The 17,378-nt window shown below is 57.2% G+C and carries 10 protein-coding genes and 4 pseudogenes; 7 read left to right on the top strand and 7 right to left on the bottom strand.

Features of this window, described 5'->3' with window-relative positions; genetic code table 11:
* Positions 1-47 precede the first annotated feature (47 nt).
* From GLP52_RS18655 to GLP52_RS18665, 3 genes and pseudogenes are all read left to right on the top strand, one after another.
* Positions 48-2,937 (top strand): annotated as a pseudogene (locus GLP52_RS18655) (Tn3 family transposase).
* Positions 2,938-2,945: 8 nt separating this feature from the next.
* Complete coding sequence (locus tag GLP52_RS18660; protein ID WP_237273951.1) at positions 2,946-3,563, top strand: plasmid pRiA4b ORF-3 family protein; 618 nt, start codon at positions 2,946-2,948, stop codon at positions 3,561-3,563.
* Positions 3,564-3,684: 121 nt separating this feature from the next.
* A complete protein-coding gene (locus GLP52_RS18665; protein ID WP_237273910.1) occupies positions 3,685-4,242 on the top strand; it encodes a recombinase family protein in 558 nt (185 codons plus the stop codon).
* On the opposite strand, the gene GLP52_RS18670 is transcribed toward GLP52_RS18665, so the two are convergent.
* Both GLP52_RS18670 and GLP52_RS18675 read right to left on the bottom strand, forming a co-directional pair.
* Positions 4,218-4,535, bottom strand: a complete 318-nt coding sequence (locus GLP52_RS18670) for a hypothetical protein (protein WP_237273952.1) — start codon at positions 4,533-4,535, stop codon at positions 4,218-4,220. The genes GLP52_RS18665 and GLP52_RS18670 overlap by 25 nt on opposite strands.
* A 53-nt stretch (positions 4,536-4,588) precedes the next feature.
* Positions 4,589-6,100 (bottom strand): DUF4158 domain-containing protein, encoded by a 1,512-nt coding sequence (locus GLP52_RS18675; protein ID WP_237273953.1) that lies wholly within the window; start codon positions 6,098-6,100, stop codon positions 4,589-4,591.
* A 64-nt stretch (positions 6,101-6,164) separates the two neighbouring features.
* Here GLP52_RS18675 and GLP52_RS18680 point away from each other — a divergent pair, with 64 nt between their 5' ends.
* Positions 6,165-6,776, top strand: coding sequence for a recombinase family protein (locus tag GLP52_RS18680; protein ID WP_237273954.1), 612 nt, complete (start codon positions 6,165-6,167; stop codon positions 6,774-6,776).
* 81 nt (positions 6,777-6,857) lie between these two features.
* Positions 6,858-7,289: pseudogene (locus GLP52_RS18685) on the top strand (transposase); the annotation flags it as partial.
* Between the two features lie 43 nt (positions 7,290-7,332).
* Here the strand turns inward: GLP52_RS18685 and GLP52_RS18695 are convergent.
* Positions 7,333-9,248: pseudogene (locus GLP52_RS18695) on the bottom strand (Tn3 family transposase); the annotation flags it as partial.
* A gap of 114 nt (positions 9,249-9,362) precedes the next feature.
* On the opposite strand from GLP52_RS18695, the gene GLP52_RS18700 reads away from it, so the two are divergent.
* Together GLP52_RS18700 and GLP52_RS18705 are read left to right on the top strand one after the other, a co-directional pair.
* On the top strand, positions 9,363-10,415 hold the full coding sequence (locus GLP52_RS18700; protein ID WP_237273957.1) for an IS110 family transposase: 1,053 nt from the start codon (positions 9,363-9,365) through the stop codon (positions 10,413-10,415).
* A gap of 505 nt (positions 10,416-10,920) precedes the next feature.
* On the top strand, positions 10,921-12,456 hold the full coding sequence (locus tag GLP52_RS18705) for an IS3 family transposase (RefSeq protein WP_237273958.1): 1,536 nt from the start codon (positions 10,921-10,923) through the stop codon (positions 12,454-12,456).
* 207 nt (positions 12,457-12,663) lie between these two features.
* On the opposite strand, the pseudogene GLP52_RS18710 reads toward GLP52_RS18705, so the two are convergent.
* The 4 genes and pseudogenes from GLP52_RS18710 to GLP52_RS18725 form a co-directional block, all read right to left on the bottom strand.
* Positions 12,664-12,876, bottom strand: a pseudogene (locus GLP52_RS18710) (transposase); the annotation flags it as partial.
* Positions 12,877-12,887: 11 nt separating this feature from the next.
* Entirely contained in the window at positions 12,888-14,237 is a 1,350-nt protein-coding gene (locus GLP52_RS18715) for an efflux transporter outer membrane subunit (protein ID WP_237273959.1), read from the bottom strand.
* Positions 14,238-14,445: 208 nt separating this feature from the next.
* Entirely contained in the window at positions 14,446-14,946 is a 501-nt protein-coding gene (locus GLP52_RS18720) for a L,D-transpeptidase family protein (RefSeq protein ID WP_237273995.1), read from the bottom strand.
* A 61-nt stretch (positions 14,947-15,007) separates the two neighbouring features.
* Positions 15,008-17,359, bottom strand: a complete 2,352-nt coding sequence (locus GLP52_RS18725; RefSeq protein WP_237273960.1) for a heavy metal translocating P-type ATPase — start codon at positions 17,357-17,359, stop codon at positions 15,008-15,010.
* Between the last annotated feature and the right edge of the window lie 19 nt (positions 17,360-17,378).

The raw sequence follows: 17,378 nt of genomic DNA on the forward strand, positions 1-17,378 counted from the left end.
TTGACGGCCAGACCTGATGTTGGATGATGTTTGCGTCTGGAGGGGTCATGACAGAGCAAGCATTTGCCTCGGTGTGGGGGCTTTCATATTCAGATTTTGAATTTCTTAACCGGTTTGGGGCGAAGTCGCGGGTCGCGATTGCATGTCAACTTTTATTCTTTCGCCAACATGCACGGTTTCCTGCCGACCGCAGTGATCTTGACCCTGATGTAATCGCGTACGTTGCGGATCAGATTGGGGCGACAGAGGATTGTTCCTACTCATTTTCCAGTGATACCGCGCGACGACAACGTGCGGGTATTCTCGATTTTCTTGGGTTTTGCCGGGCTTCTGATCGTGACCGTGCCAAAATCCAGGCATGGATGATTGAACAGCTTGGTGGCCGAGACCTGAACTTAGCGGACTGGATCGAACGTGGTTTCGGCCAGGCGCGGAAAATGGGCGTGTTTGTTTCTTCAGATAAGATCATGGAGCGCCTTGCCCGCGCTGCCCGCCGGGATTTTCGCGAGAATTTCTTGACGTTGGTGGTATCCCTGCTGTCGATCGAGACGACGGAGCAATTAGAGCGAGCACTCGCGGAACCGTTAGAGGATACGGGCTTTCAGCGGCTGAAGGATGATGTCGGAGCGGCAACCCTCGACAGCGTGTTGCTGGCCGCACGAAAGGCGTCTTTTGTCGAGGAGCTTGGGCTTCCGATGGATATTCTTGGTGATGTCGAACGCGGTTGGATGTTGCGCCTCGCGCGTCAGGTAGAAGGTGAAACCGCCTCTGAAATGCGTCGTCATGCGCCCAAGAAACGCCTCGGACTTCTAGCAGTCTACCTGATGCATCGCCGATCTCAGCTGATTGATGGCCTTATCGACCTGCTTCTGGAGGTAGTGCATCGCTTGGCAACGCGGTCGCGTCGCAAGGTCATTCAGCGCATCGCGGCCGATATCGGCGCGGTTAACGGCAAGGAACGTTTGCTTGTCGAGATCGCCATGGCCGCATTGGATCATCCGGATGGTCGTATTGAAGATGTCATTTTTCCTATCGCAGGAGCGGCCAAACTCCGGGCTGTCATCGACGAACATCGCGCCAAGGGCACCTTGGATGCGCGCATCCAGCAGACCATGCGCGGCTCTTACGCCAGTCATTATCGCCGTATGCTGTCCCCGTTACTCAGGGCGCTGCAGTTCCGGTCGAACAATTCGGTGTGGCACCCGATACTAACCGCCTTGGACCAGATCGTCAGGTATGCAGCTTCTGGTCGCCGCGTTGTTACGGAAGATGATATCCCGTCTGGGATCATCCCGGGAAAATGGCGCCAAGCCGTCATAGATGAGCAAGGTCGGGTCAACGTCGTGTCGTTTGAACTTTGCGTACTGACACAGCTGCGAGATCGTGTCCGCGCGAAGGAAATCTGGATTGAGGGTGCGGACCGGTACCGCAATCCGGATGATGATCTACCGGGGGACTTTGCCGAGCGCCGAGATGCTTACTATGCCGATCTTGGGCTGTCACGTGACGCGCAGAGCTTTGTCGCGGGCGTGAAGGCTGACTTGGTACAGGAACTTCACCTTTTGAATGCGACTTTGCCGGACAATGACAAGGTGCGCTTGAGGTGGGGTGGAGAGAACCGGATTTCCGTAACGCCGCTGACGCCAGCTCCGGAGCCGACTGGTCTGGCGGCTCTGAAAGCCGAGGTTGCCCGGGCGTGGCCGATGACCGGGCTTTTGGATGTTCTTAAGGAAACTGCCCTCGACACCGGGTTTCTGAACAGCTTTCAGACTTCGGCCAGCCGGGAGGCTTTGCCAGCTGCCGTGCGAGATCAACGCTTGCTGCTCTGCCTTTACGGTTTGGGAACCAACGCGGGCTTGAAACGCGTGGCTGCTGGTTCGCCTGATGTCAGCTATGACGAGCTCTTGCATATTCGGCGGCGGTATATTGATCCTGCGTCCCTCAAGGCGGCATGTGCGCAGGTTGCCAGTGCGACACTGGCAATTCGCAACCCGGAGATCTGGGGTACGCCGGGCACAACATGTGCCGGAGATTCCACAAAATTCGGAGCTTGGGATCGCAATCTGATGACCGAATGGCACGCACGCTATGGTGGGCGTGGCGTCATGATCTACTGGCATGTCGAGCGGCAGGCGACCTGCGTCTATTCACAGCTGAAACGATGTTCGTCTTCCGAAGTGGCTGCCATGATTGAGGGCGTCTTGCGGCACTGTACAGACATGGAAATTCAAAGACAGTATGTCGATAGTCACGGACAAAGCGCCGTCGGCTTTGCTTTTTGCCATCTTCTGGGTTTTGAACTTGCGCCACGTCTGAAAGCTATCGCGCGGCAAAAACTAGCTCTTCCGAGTACGGGTATGCGAGGGCAACTGCCCAATCTGTTGCCAATTCTATCTGGCGTGATCGATTGGGGGGAGATCGAACGCCAATATGACGAAATGGTCAAATACGCCGCGGCCATGCAGCACGGAACAGCTGATCCCGAAGTCATCCTTCGCCGGTTTGCTCGTTCCGATGTGATGCACCCCACCTACAAGGCACTGGCGGAGCTTGGCCGCGCCATCAAGACGATCTTCCTATGTCGTTATTTGCGTTCTGGAAGAATTTCGCCGGGAAATCCACGAAGGGCTGAATGTCGTGGAGAACTGGAATAGCGCCAACAGTTTCGTATTTTTTGGTAAGGGCGGTGAGATCGCAACTAACCGTGTGCGAGATCAGGAAACCGCCGCGCATGCTCTGCATCTGCTGCAGTCGTCGCTGGTCTACGTGAACACGCGGATGGTGCAATCCGTCTTGCGCAATCCCGATGTGGTCGCGCGCTTGTCCCCTGAGGACTATCGTGGCCTGTCCCCGCTCATCTATCTACACATCAATCCTTATGGCCGCTTTGAGGTCAATCTGGATAAGCGGATCGATTTTGAACAAATGGCCGCATAGAGGCACTTATGGTAAAAAAAGAACCCCAGGTCCTACGGCTGAGAATTACTCTTGAATATGTCGACCCCGCCCCGTGGCGGGAAATCGAGATCCGCTCGGACAAGACCCTGCCACACCTGCACGATGCCATTCAGGCGGCTTTCCTATGGTACGACATGCACCTGTGGGACTTCGAGATTGGTGACCGGAAATATCAGATGAAAAGCGAGGCCTTCTGGATCGAGCCGATGTTCGGGCCACCCGTGATGGAGGTCACTACGAAAAAGCTGGACTTTTTCCTGAACGCCAAGGTGCCACCGGTGATCTACACCTATGACTTTGGCGATGATTGGGCGCATCGCATTGAGCTCGTCTCAACACGCACGGTTGTGCCAAATGAGCCATTGCCGCGTTTTGTCGGCGGCCAATGGGCAACCCCGCCCGAGGACATTGGAGGCCCGCCCATGTACGAAGTCTTCAAGGAGGCGCAGAAGAATACAAACCACCCGGAACATGACTGGGCGAAGAAAGCAGGATACGTTGACTGGGCTCATGATGAAATCCACGCCGATGCTGTCAGTGAGCAGTTCGCGAAACTGCAGAGACAAAAGACACGGCGGACATCACGTTGGGTTATGGAGGGCTAGAGGCGTCATAATGGGTATACCCATGGCGACACCGCGCATGAACACAAAAACCGCCAGAATACATGTTCACTTTGGGTCTGTTTCGAGATAATGAACAGATATTGTCAGAGGCACACTCAAAATGAACACATATCAGGCCAAAATCGGCTATGCGCGCACCTCGACCACCGATCAGAACCTCGATGCGCAGATTGCTGCCTTGAAAGCAGCCGGGTGTGGCATGGTCCGCACCGAGCAAAAGAGTGGTGCCAGCCTTGAAGGGCGTCCCGAGCTCAAAACGATCCTCGATTTCATCCACTCAGGTGAAACGCTTGTGGTCACTCGCATTGATCGGCTGGCCCGCAGCCTCAGTGACTTGCAGACCATCGTCACCCACCTGAAATCCAAAGGCGCGCATCTGGCCGCAACAGAGCAGCCGGTGGACACATCAAACGCCACGGGAAAGGCCTTCTTTGACATGCTCGGTGTTTTTGCCGAGTTCGAGACAAACCTGCGGCGTGAGCGGCAGGCCGAGGGCATTCTCGCTGCCAAGCAACGTGGCGTGTATCGCGGCCGCCTCCCGAAAATCGATATGGCCACCATTCGGGCGAAGCTGACAGAGGGCATGTCGCCTACGGAAATTGCACGCGACATGGGAATATCGCGGGGCACGGTTTATAAAGCAAAGGCGTTGATGTGAAAAAGAACAAGACAAAGCAGCGGTCGCCAACCGCCAAGCTGCCAGCCCAAACAAACACAAAGGTACCGCCGCCGCGCAACCTTACTCCCCCACTCTGCGAGAAGCTGCGCCGGGACATGACGCAAGCGTGCCTCAAGGTGGCGGAGACGCACGGGTTGACGGTTGAAGGTGGCGAGCTGAGCGACATCGATCTGCGTCATGGCTTCGACATTAGTTTCCGCGTCGGCATTCCAATGGAGGACGGCGCGATCTATTCGCCAGACAAAGCGCTCTTTGAAGTTCTTGCCCCACATTTTGGCCTTGAGCCATCTGACTATGGCCGGACCTTCAAGTCACGCGGAGATCTCTACCGGATTGTGGCAATCAATCCCAATAGACCAAAGTATCCGATTAGCACTGAGCGGGTCTCCGATGGGCGCGGGTTCAAAATGCCGGCCGAAAACGTCGTGATGTATCTACAGAATTCAGACACATAACGTTCATGTACTGTTCCAGAAGAAGCCCAAATATGCAGCTTCGGGCCAGCTAGGCCGAATTGCGGTCGCCATTTCGAACGTGGTTGTAAAAAGGTCAGCGATGTGGCCGGGATATCCTGTTTGTCACGGATAATCTGCGCTGCCGTGATCAATGGCTGGGCCACACTGGCGCATGTCATATCCAGAGCATTCAACATGCGCCGAGCATAGCGTTTGAACCGGTGGAAGCCCTTGGACACATGGGCCAGAGTATCTGCTTTCACCGTTGCCTGAAGCTGTGTTGCTTGCGCGACCAGACTTTCAAGGCCGCTCCAGCCGCAAGAACTATCGACGGCATTGGCGAGGGCGGCATCGTCGCCTTTGGCCATCAATAGGTTTGATCCCAGGGTCTCAAATCCAGCCAGGGTCTTTGCGACGTCCGCCTGAGCTTCCGTGACCCGCGCGTCGCAGATCCGTTTCGCATCCCGCCAGACGCTGCCTACAATCCTGTCATGTGTTTCCACAACGGTATCTGCGATGGCAGCGCTCCATTCCACGACGCAGACGGCCAGGATGGCAAGGCGGCGGTCACTGGTGATGTCACGTAGTCCTTTCGCAAAGTAGCGTTCTCCCTGACGGCGCAGCCGCGTGACCCGATGTGCTGGGATGTCGTCCATAATTTCTGGTGCCAAGGCAATCGCCTTCAGAAACTCCAGCCGATCAAGCAGGCGGTTGATATCTGCGGAGTTCTTGCCTGGCTCAAACTGGCGCAACCACACGAACGTGGTGGTTTGGCCCTCCTCTTCCTCATTCAATAAGCCATCGAGACGAGCGCGCATCGCGCGGTCAAGGCGCGCCGTTATCCGAGTTTCGATCCGGCGTTCGGCAGCAACAAGCGCGTCGGCGCACATCCGTTCCATGACAGTCGTTCCCGGCAGGATGATATGCCGCCCACGACATTCTTGCACAAAGGCCCTCACCAGACCTTCGCTCGATTGCGCACCTTCGGCATTCTGATCAAGCCACGCACGCATCTGTTTGACCCGCTTGCCCTTGAACATCTCGTACCTATAAATCTTGCGCAGTACTTCCAGGTGCTCGTGCCGTGTGTTCTCTCGCTCGGCATAATGTAGAAGGTCATCGGGTTTGACGCCGAGCTGGGCGGCGATGAAGTCAGACATTTCTTTGGGGATGATCTCTCCGGGCCTCAGCAGCCGTCCCGGATATCGAAGGGCACAAAGCTGCAGCGCAAATCCGATCAGGTTCTCAGGGCGGCGGCGGGTGCGGATAAAATCGATGTCTTCATCGGACAGGGCGTAATGCCGAAGGATCAACGCCTCATCCGTTGGAAGGTGGAAAAGGGCCGCGCGCTGTCGCGCGGTCAGAACCGCTCGGTGTGCCATGAGGGTCGTCTTTCTATACGGAGAGGGTCTTCAAAACTGTAGAAATTGAGACCATTCGCTTGCCATGTCTTTTTCAATGTCTCAATATGACAGTCGCAAGACCTCTGAATTTATTCGAGACACTATGGCCAAAGTCGGATACGCCCGCGTCAGCTCAGTCGGACAATCTCTGGACGTGCAGCGCGAAAAGCTGGATGGCTGCGACAAGCTTTTCGAAGAGAAGCGCAGTGGTACGACGGACGCCCGCCCTCAGCTGAAAGAATGCCTGAATTACGTCCGCGACGGTGACCAGCTGATTGTCACACGTATCGACCGATTGGCGCGATCCACACTGCACCTTTGCCAGATCGCTGAAACACTGAAACAGAAAGGTGTCGATCTGGTCGTGCTCGATCAGAATATCGACACGTCCGACGCAACCGGGCGGCTGCTGTTCAACATGCTCGGAGCCATTGGCCAGTTCGAAACCGAAATCCGCGCCGAGCGACAGATGGATGGGATCAAGAAGGCCAAAGATCGCGGCGTACAGTTCGGCAAACGACCCGCGCTTTCAGAAGATCAGATCGTTGAGCTACGCAAAAAGCGTACCGCTGGAATGCTGATCAAAGATCTGATGGCACACTACAGCCTCTCAAAAGCGACAATCTATCGGTATCTCGGAGCGAACGAACCGTGAGCGTCAGTCTCAACGCGCAAACAACCCAACAGAAACCTTAAAGGGGTTTTCTGCACTCAGCCCCACTCGACCCCCACATGGCAGCGCTGCCAATTTCACCTCGCCCAAAACGCCATCCATCACGCGCCGAACCTTGCGGTTCGCAAGCGCATCGGTGCCGAACTCCGCGAGATCTGGAACGCGGCCTCCCTCGCCAAGGCCGAAACCAGCTTGGCCGAATTGGTCACCGAGTATCGCGATACAGCGCCGAAACTTGCTGCTTGGCTGGAGGACAATGTCCCTGAGGGCCTCACCTTCTTCACCTTGCCAAAACACCATCGTCGCCGCATGCGCACCTCCAACCCGATGGAGCGCAGCGTGCAGCAAGAGTTGAAACGTCGCACCGTTAAGGTCCGGGTATTTCCCAACGAGGCCGCCCTCGAGCGCCTGGTCAGTGCCGTGCTGGTGGAGATCGACGACAAATGGGCCGCCGACACCAAGGCCTACATAAAGTGGGAATGCCAGGATGCGTGATCATGGTGTCAGAGAATTTCCAGACCACCGGTTGCACAATCTACCATGTCTGCGCCCAGGTCAACTGCGCATGGCTGACGCGCGATGAGGCATAGGCCATCCGCTCTAGCCCGAGATTGCTCGCCCCAGCCAAGATCGTGGCCAACACAGCGGCGGGCGCATCGTGATGCTTGCCAGAACGCAGATCAGTGAAGGCGTCGAGGAACCCCGTCTGCGCATTCACCTCCCAAAGCAATTCCGTGATGCGGATACGTGGCATCACGGCGTCAATGGCCCGTTCCAGACGCACCGCAGCAGGTGGTGTCACCGCGTCATGGGGCGTGATTTTCAGGCGCCCGCGCTCGATCCGGACGCCGGTGAGAGCATCGCGCTTCAAGGCGCGGTCCACTTCATCAAGGCGTTTTGCCAGCGTGGCCCGCCGATCCGCCAGCCATGATTCCGGATCTGTCTCGAAGCCCGCATCCCGCATGACGATTTCCGCAGTGTTCCGGGGCATCAGGTAGCTGTCGAACCGCCGATACTCGCGACTGCCGTCGACCCAAACATCCCCGGCTCGCAGACGATCTCGCAAGGTGGACACAACGGCAGTTCGTACATGCGCCGCTTTGGCTGACCGTCCTGCAAGATCAGCGACGGCCAATGCTTGGCCGCGAACGGCATGGGCGGATCATCGGGCAGTTTGCGTTTGCCGGTGCGGTTCTGGTCACGCAGCAAGGCGACCGCGGCCTGGAGGTCGTCGCCCGCATCGGTGGCATTGAACTGGAAGGCATCAAGAAAGGCAGGGGCGAACTTGCGCATATACGCGTAGCGTTCGGCCGCCAGAGACAGCGGATCACTGGTCGCCAGCTCTCCGAAGCCAGCGATTTCGTCGCGTCGGCCCAAGAGGGTGTTCCACCCGATCGCTGCATCGAGGGCAGCAAAGGGATCCTGCCCCAATTCTTGTGCGCGGGCCATGGCATCGATAGACTCGCCGAATAGCTGCATCAGCTTGCCAACACGCGCTTTGCCCATACGCCAAACCTCCTCCTGACGGTTGCGGGATCTGGAGAAGAGCTGGCCTGTCAGCCGTTCGAACATGGCGATGGTCGCGTCGGTGACCGTGATGGATAAATCCGACACCTGCGCCGCGAGCGTTGCTATCCGCCGCCGCTCGCCAAAATCGTTCAGCAAGCTCACGGGTGCCACAGCTCCCTCGCGCGCGAACTTGAGCAGCCGGTCCGGGTGCAGGCCGTGCCCAAGGTCTGGCGGCAAGTCCAATGATCGCAGATATTTCAAGCGGTCCAGAAGCGCAGTCATACTGGCCGGGCTGGCGGAATGTGGATAGCCACGTAACCACGTGAGTCGGGTTTGCCCAACGGACGGGTCGTTCACCAAAAGCGCCTGCAACTTGCCGCGCTGCTCCAGTGAGAGAGCATCAAACAGTGCCGCAGCAGCCTCCCGCCGGGCGCGGGCCCGTCCTTTCAAGGCAAGGCGCTCAAGCGTGTCCACGCTCGGTAACATCAGGTGGTGCTTGCGCAACTCCGCAATCAGCATCGCAACAATCTTGACGCCATGATCCGTCGCAAAGGCCGCCTTCGTGGCAATCTCCTCCGCCTGCTGCACATGCTGAGGCCCGAAAGAAGACAACCCCAAATGGCGCATTGCGAGGGCATGGTGTTCATGACGCGTATTTCGCCTGACGGCATAGGTGTCGAGAGCACACGCACCAATCTGAAGTTGCTCTGCAAGCCAAGCAATCAGTTCGGCTGGCGGCATGGTGTCTTCACTCCACCCCAAGCCAGGGTAGCGCAGCAAAGAAATATGTACCGCAAGGCCAAGGTGGTTTTCGGCGCGGCGGCGGGTACGGATCAGATCAATGTCATCTCCGCTCAGCAGATAGTGGCGGATCAAAGATTCAGAATCCGTCGGCACCCCGAAGAATTCTGCCTGCGCCCGGGAGGAAAGAAGTCTGCGGCCCATAAGATGTCCTCAAAACGTTGTTGCAAGATGGGGTGGTTGCCGCCCTCCCCAGACGGCATCGCAATGTGCCAGGATGTGGTCCTGAAAGAGCCACGAAACGGAGAGGACGGCGATATGAACGATACAATGATTGGGGTGGATTTGGCAAAGTCCGTGTTTCAACTCCACGGTGCGTCAATGACGGGCCAGCTGAAATACCGCAAGAAACTGACGCGATCGCAGTTTCGAAAGTTTATGGCAGACCAGCCGCCTTCGGTGGTGGTGATGGAGGCCTGCGGCAGCGCTCACTACTGGACGCGTGAGATGGTTAGGCTTGGCCATGACGTGAAGCTGATCGCACCGCAATACGTGCTACCTTTTGTGAAACGTCAGAAGAATGACGCCGCCGACGCCGAGGCGATTGTGATTGCCGCGCAGCGCCCCGAGATGCGCTTTGTCGAGCCGAAGTCGCAAGAGCAGCAGGCAAGAGCAGTACTGTTTCGGGCCCGGGAGCGTTTGGTTCACCAGCGCACCGAGTTGGTGAATGCTCTGCGTGCGGTACTCTATGAGTTTGGCCACGCCGTCCCAAAGGGAATCGGAAATATCAAACGGTTCGATGTAATTCTGGAGGACCCGAACTGCGATCTACCCGCGTTGGTTCGCGATGAATGCGGGGATCTTGTCAAACAGATCTCAGAGCAAACGATCCGGATCGACGCCAAAACTAAGACAGCAAAAGAAATGGCTACGACGGCTGACACTGCCCGGCGGTTACAAACGATGCCGGGGGTCGGTCCGCTGACCGCACTGGCGGTAGAGGCATTCGCGCCCGCGATGCAAAGCTTCAAACGGGGGCGAGACTTCGCCGCCTGGCTTGGACTTGTCCCCCGGCAGCATTCCTCCGGCGGCAAGGAGCGATTAGGGCGCGTCTCCAAAGCCGGTCAAACCGATATCCGTCGGCTGCTGATCATCGGGGCGATGTCGCGACTGAACTGGATGGGACGCAAGACGATCGCCGAGGGATCCTGGCTGGCGCGGATGTTGGACAGGAAGCCACGCATGCTGGTGGCAATCGCGCTGGCCAACAAGATGGCGCGCGGGATCTGGGCCATGCTGACGAAGAATGAGGACTATAGGGATCCGGTGCCGGCCGTGGCAGCACGATCAACATGTGCCGCAGCGACCTGACCCGGTGAAGGGAGTGTGAGAAGGCGACGACCCGAATGGGCGAAATGATCGAACAGATCTGGATCGGGAAAACCAGCTACGGACTTCGAGCCAACAAAGCTCGTTTGTAAGATTTGGACCTGATCCGCAGATCACCATACCGGCCCGCGGCTCCTGAAAGCGCCGCACATCAAGGCCTGACAGAAGACCGCACTCGATCACTTGTTCAAAGGAAAAAAACTTCTTGCATCACGGGCGGCAACCACAGAGGTTTGAAGACGCCGAATATTATAGAGACTGATAAAAAGACATATTTGGCGCGCTAATCTAGGACCAGAATGGTCACGTCAAATCAGGCCATAAAACGGCCGTTTTGGAGACACCATGCCACGCACTGGCGACATCCTCGGATACGCAAGGGTCTCGACCGCCGACCAGGATTTGTCCGGCCAGAAATGTTGATTTCCACGCAGAAGTGACCCGGGGGGGGTGCGGACGAAAAGTTGGACTATCCTGGAGATAGTCCATGTACAGCTACGAAGAACGACTGCGCGCGGTTAAGCTTTATATCAAGCTCGGCAAGCGCGTGCAGGCCACCATCCGTGAGTTGGGGTATCCAACGAAGAACGCCCTGAAAGGGTGGCATAGAGAATACCAACGTCTGCAGGACTTGCCGATACGATCGGCGCCGCGCCCGCCTAAATTCTCATTGGCGCAAAAGCAGGTGGCGTTAAAACATTATGCAACCCATGGCCGCTGCATCTCATGGACGCTGAGTGCTTTAGGCTATCCAGGCCGAGCCACAATGACGGCTTGGGTACGCGAGGCCTTTCCTGACATGAAGCCGGCCTCCAACGCGGCATATGGCCCGGGCAACCACTCTGACGCCGTGAAGCAGGCTGCTGTGGTCGGGCTATATAGCCGTCAAGAAAGTGCCCAGGCCCTGGCCGAAAAGTTCGGAGTTAGTCGGCCGACGCTCTATGCTTGGAAAACACAGATCCTTGGCCCGGAGGCTCCTGCCATGATGAAACGCAAGAAGAGTGCCCTTCCCCCAGAGCTTGAAGAGTTGGAGCGTCAGCGTGAAGCGCTGCAGCGTGACATTCGCGAGCTCCAGATTGAGCATGATCTGCTCAAGTCTGCGAGTGAAATGATAAAAAAGGAACTTGGCGGCGATCTGCAGAGCCTGAGCAATCGGGAAAAAACCATGCTGATCGTCGCCCTAAAAAAACGGTATAAGACACCAGCGCTGTTGGCTCGGCTGGGTCTCGCGCGCAGCTCGTACTTTTACCACCGCGCTCGCATGAAACAGGGAGATAAGTATCTTCCCATTCGACAGGCCATGAAGGAGGCTTTCGAAAGCAACCATCGCTGCTACGGCTACCGTCGCCTCAAAGCATATATGACGCGGGACTCCATCTCGATCTCCGAAAAAGTGGTGCGGCGCCTGATGAAACAGGAAGCTTTGATCGTCCCAAAGCCGAAGCGCCGACGTTACAGCTCATATCTGGGTGAGATTAGCCCTGCGCCGGAGAATATCATCAACCGAAAATTCCAGGCGGCAGCGCCAAACGAGAAGTGGCTGACCGATATCACCGAGTTCCACATCCGAGCGGGAAAAGTCTATCTTTCCCCAATCATCGATTGCTTCGACGGCCTCATCTTAAGTTGGACCATAGGGACCAGACCGGATGCCGATCTCGTAAACACAATGCTTGATGCAGCGGTAGAGACCATCGCTGACAGCGAAGTGCGGCCTATAGTCCACAGCGATCGCGGAGGCCACTATCGCTGGCCTGGCTGGCTGGAACGTATCGATGCAGCAAAGCTCGTTCGTTCGATGTCACGAAAGGCGAGTTCGCAGGACAATGCCGCATGTGAAGGCTTCTTCGGACGCCTGAAGACTGAGTTTTTCTATCCTCGCGATTGGCGGGCCTTCACCGTGGCCCAGTTTATTGACGAGGTTGACGCCTACATCCGTTGGTATAACGAAACACGCATCAAGATGTCCCTTGGTGGCAGAAGCCCAATCGAGTACCGTAAAAGCCTCGGCCTTATGCCTTAAAAACAGTCCAAGTTTTTGTCCGCACCCCCCCCGGGTCACTTCTGCGTGGAAATCAACAATCTCAGCCCTTCAAGACCTCGTCGGCGCTGGAAAATCCGTATCCAAAGCCGCAAAACATCTCGGCATAGGCAGATCAACAGCTTACAAGGCCATCCGAAACGCCACGCAGTAAACCGTGTTCATATTTCGTTCTTCCTTAGCGTGGTTCTACGAAGAAACCTTCCGATGGGCCCAGATAGTTTCGCGTTTGGAATATAATTCCAGATACTGGAGGATGACATCGTCGGTGACATTCCCTGACGTGGTCGAAAAGAATCCACGTGCCCAAAATAGCGTTCCCCAGTATCGTTTGCGCAATTCGGGAAACTCAATCTGCACGTGCCGCGATGAGCGCGCCTTGATCTGCTGCATCAAGGTAGAGAACGCCAATTTTAGCTTACGTCGCCCCATCCACGACCAGTCGCCACCATAAGTGCTGACCACGATTGGGCCAAATCTCTTACTGCTGCTGCGAGGGATATGCGTGCTGCGTTTGCAAATCGTTCGGCGTCCAACAGGTCTGGTAAGTTCAGTTCTCCCAGTTCAAAAACTTTGCGGCTCAACTGAAGAGTACGATCCCTTGATCGTTGAGCAGCGCGCAATGCGGCCACCTCTCTTTGTTTTCGTGTAAATTCACTTTGAGTTTTTTGCACATCTTCCACCGCGGCCAACACCTGTGCACGCCATTCCAGTTCGGCGGTCGTGGCTGAAATAATAGCCGCATCTCGCCTAGCGCGTAGCGGACCTTGGTTGAGGATGGGCAATGAAAGTGCTGGACCAAAGGACCATTCTGACGGGTTTGCCGCTGTCACCGAGCCAGATAAAGTGACCGATGGGTACAACTTTGCTTCTGCGACACCTACTCCGGCAACTGCGGCAGCTAGACGGCGTTCAGCGGCCAATACATCTGGACGATTGCGGAGCAGATTAGCAGGGACGCCTGTTGACCCCTTGCTGCGAGGATAAGGTTGTGGTGCGCCTGCAATCATCTGTTTAAGCAGCGGCTGAGCTGGTTCGGCCAACAATGTCGCGATTGCAAAAACCCGGGCTTCGAATGCGGCTTCAAGCGGAGGGAGGTCGGCAATTGCTGTGTCCAGCTGACCTGCTGATCGGGCAAGATCTAATTCTGACAATGCGCCTTGCTCAATTTGAGCTCTGATCAAGGACTGGGTCCGGCGGAGGCTCGCGATATTCTGTCGTGTTAAAGCCAATGCCTCCTGAAAATACCGCGCGTCAATATAGTTGGAAACAACACCGGAAACCAGAGCAAGCCGGACAGTGCCAGCATCAAACTTGGCTGCTTCTACACCCGCTGCCGCGCGCTGCGCGTCACGGCGAACACCACCAAAAATATCGAGGATGTAATTCGCCCCGAACGTCGCACTTTCAGAGGGATCACCTGATATTGGGTTACCATTGTTTCTTTGCGCCTGTGCATCCAGTCCACCTGAGAATTGGCCAGCGGTACCTGTCTGCCTCAGGTCTGTATTTGCGGCTTTGATACGTTGTAAAGCCGTTGCAATATCGATGTTTTGTGTAAGGCCGCGGTCTACTAGCCGGTTCATTTGCCGGTCATTTAGCCGTTTCCACCATTCATCGCGCGCGACCTCTTCGAGAGCCCCGCCACCGCCAATGAACGACGTTTCTAATGGTGTCTTAGGTGGCGTATAGTCAGGGCCAACAGCGGTACATGAAACCAATGCCGTGGATGCTAGGATAAAAAGCAGATAGGGACGGTTCATTTGTCATTCCTGTATATTGGATTAGCTTTTGGATTTGCTGGGGATGTGATGGAGATGTTTCACCCGGCACGCTATTATGAGCAGCTAAGTAATTGAAAAGTAAAATCTTGTCTAGAGGTACTCAGAGCCGTCGAGTTCTAGAAAACTCCAAGATCCTCTTTCTTTCTCGCACGGGTTCTATGAACCGCCAGCCAAGGCCGGTACGATGCTATGCGAATATGTCGATTGGCGTCCCGTCCCGCACCATCGCGTAGATATCCTCAATCTCGCGGTCCGACACCGCGATGCAACCCGCCGTCCAGTCTGGTTTGATCGCGTCGATACCGGGTCGTGGCCCGCCATGGATGAAAATGTCGCCGCCCGGCTCACGTCCCTGTGCAGCGGCATAGGCGATATCGGCCTCGTTCGGATAGGAGATGCCGATGGAGAGATGGAACAGACTGTCGGGATTGCGGCGGTCGACTGTATAGGTTCCCTCGGGCGTTTTTCCATCACCCTCGAATTGCTTGGGCCCCACCGCCGCAAAACCCAGATCGATCCGGTAGGCTTTCAGGACCGAGGTATTGTTGAACAGGAACAGGTTCCGGTCACTTTTGAACATCTGCAACCGGGTGACTGCGGGCCCGTCGTAGGTCCGGAACTTGCTGGCGCATCCCGCAAGGCCGAGTGTCAGTCCACCCAAGAGTGCCGTTCGTCGTGTCGTTTTCATCATGTCGTCCGCTCGATCTTTTTACCTGTCCACTCATATCGGTATCGGTATGCTTGATCAATCAATGGCCGTGCGCCAGGGCTCCCTGCGCCATCTTCTCTCCCACTTTCTCTCCCCCGGACCCGTCTGGCCGGTCCTTCTTGGCCCGGAGCAGCCTGAGCGCGTTGGCGACAACCAGCAGCGAAACGCCGACATCCGCAGCGATGGCACCCCACATTGTTGCCATGCCGAACGCTGTCAGCCCGACGAACAGCGCCTTCGTCGCAAGCGCAATAGCGATGTTCTGATGGATGACGTTCATGGTGCGGCGGGAATGGCCTATCAGCCATGGCACCTTGGCGATGTCGTCCGTCATCAGGGCGATATCGGCGGTCTCAATGGCGGCATCCGATCCGACCGCACCCATGGCGATGGCGAAATGCGCCCGCGCCATGGCAGGTGCGTCATTCACACCATCTCCGATCATTGCCACGACATCGTAACTGGCAACCAGTTCTTCGATTGCCGCCACCTTGTCTTCTGGCAGCAGTTCTGCGCGAACCTCATCGATGCCGACTTCCGCCGCCACGGCGCGCGCCGTGCGTTCATTGTCGCCGGTCAGCATGATGATCTTTTGCACGCCTTGGGCATGCAGACGCGCCACGACCCCCTTCGCATCCGGGCGGATACGGTCGCGCAGTTCGATCAGGCCCAGCAGGCGGCTTCCGGAGCCTACGGCCACGAGTGTGCTGCCAGCCCCTTCGATCCGTTCCAGCAGGTCGCGGGGGATCGCTTCGCCAAGCCCCTTCTCGGTCGCAAATCGATCCGAACCGAGCCAGACGGGCTGACCCTCCCAGGTTCCCTCGACACCGCGGCCCGGCACCGTTTGGGTGTCGGTAGCCGCCGACTGCTTCAGCCCATCGCGTTCGCCGCGCGCCAGGATGGCCCGCGCGAGAGGATGCGAAGAGCGGGCTTCCAGCGCGACAGCGGCGCTCAGAAGGTCGCGCTCGGCCGTGCCGCCCAAGGGATGCAGACCCGCGACCTCCGGTTCTCCCATGGTGATCGTCCCGGTCTTGTCCATTGCCAGAGCTGTCAGGCGTGACGGCGCCTCCACATAGGCACCGCCCTTGATCAGCACGCCATTGCGTGCCGAGGCCGCGAGCGAAGCGACGATGGAGACCGGCGTAGAAATCACGAGCGCACAGGGGCAAGCGATTACCAAGAGAACCAGTGCATTGTAGAACCAATAATTCCATGCCCCCGCGAACAGCAGCGGTGGAACGACGGCGATTAGAACCGCCAGCACCATGACAATAGGCGTGTAGATGCGGGCGAACTTTGTGACCCACTGTTCAACCTCGGCGCGGCGCGAATGAGCGTCGCCTACCATACGGATGATTTTCGAGAGCACGGTATCGCCTGCGGCCTTGGTGGCCCTGACCGTCAGTGTGCCGTCGCCGTTGATCGTTCCGGCATACACTTCATCGCCAGTTTCCTTTGCCACAAGAGCACTTTCCCCGGTAATCGGAGCCTGATCAACATCGCCGCGACCCTCGGTCACCTCTCCGTCGAGCGGGATACGGTCTCCGCCGCGCACCACGAAGCGGTCACCGATCGCAACCTGAGCCGCAGGAACATCGGTCTCCGATCCGTCGTCACGAATGACGCGCGCCGTGGGTGGTGCTAGGTCCAACAGGGCCGAGACCGCGTTGCGCGCACGCCCCACGCTCCAGGATTCGAGAGCGAGGGACAGAGCAAAGAAGAATGCGACCGTTGCCGCCTCGAAAAACTCGCCCAGCCCGATCGCCCCGGCCACTGCGACGATCATCAGAAGATTCATGTCAGGCGAAAGTCGGCGCGCGGCGGACCATGCCTTGGGGGCGACCAGCCATGCTCCGAACACCACCGCCAGCATGAACAGACCCATTTCGATCAGAGGCATCGACGTCTCGCCATGGCCCGAGAAGAGCCGTAGCGCGCCGCCCGCCCCCGTCTCGACGATGTGGTAGAGGAACCCCGCTGCCCAGAAGCCGCCGCTAAGCCCGGTGAACAGGCGCTGACGTGCGAAATGGGCCGCCTGGTCTGCCTCGGCGCTTTCAGCATCCCACATTTTCGCGCTCATCCCAGTCGACCCGACGATCTTGATGATCTTGTCGTCGCTGAGCGGTTTGGCGCTTTCGAGGATGGTCATCCTACCATTCAACACATCGAAGGCCAGATGCTCGCTGCCGCCGACTTCCGGTCCGACGACTTTGTTCAGAATCGCGACCTCTTCCGCACAATCCAGCCCGTTGACGCGAAAACTGCGTCCGGCAGATGGCGGTGGTGCTGCCATCTGCGCGGGGCCTTCGGCCGTCTGGCCGCAGCAAGCCTTTGTGTCTTTGCGATCATCCTGATGACCGTGTGGATGCGTGTCTGGACCGTCGTGGGACATGGAAAACCTCTACGAATAA

It is taken from the genome of Sulfitobacter sp. M22 (assembly GCF_021736025.1).
In the GTDB taxonomy this organism is placed as follows: Bacteria; Pseudomonadota; Alphaproteobacteria; order Rhodobacterales; family Rhodobacteraceae; genus Sulfitobacter; species Sulfitobacter litoralis.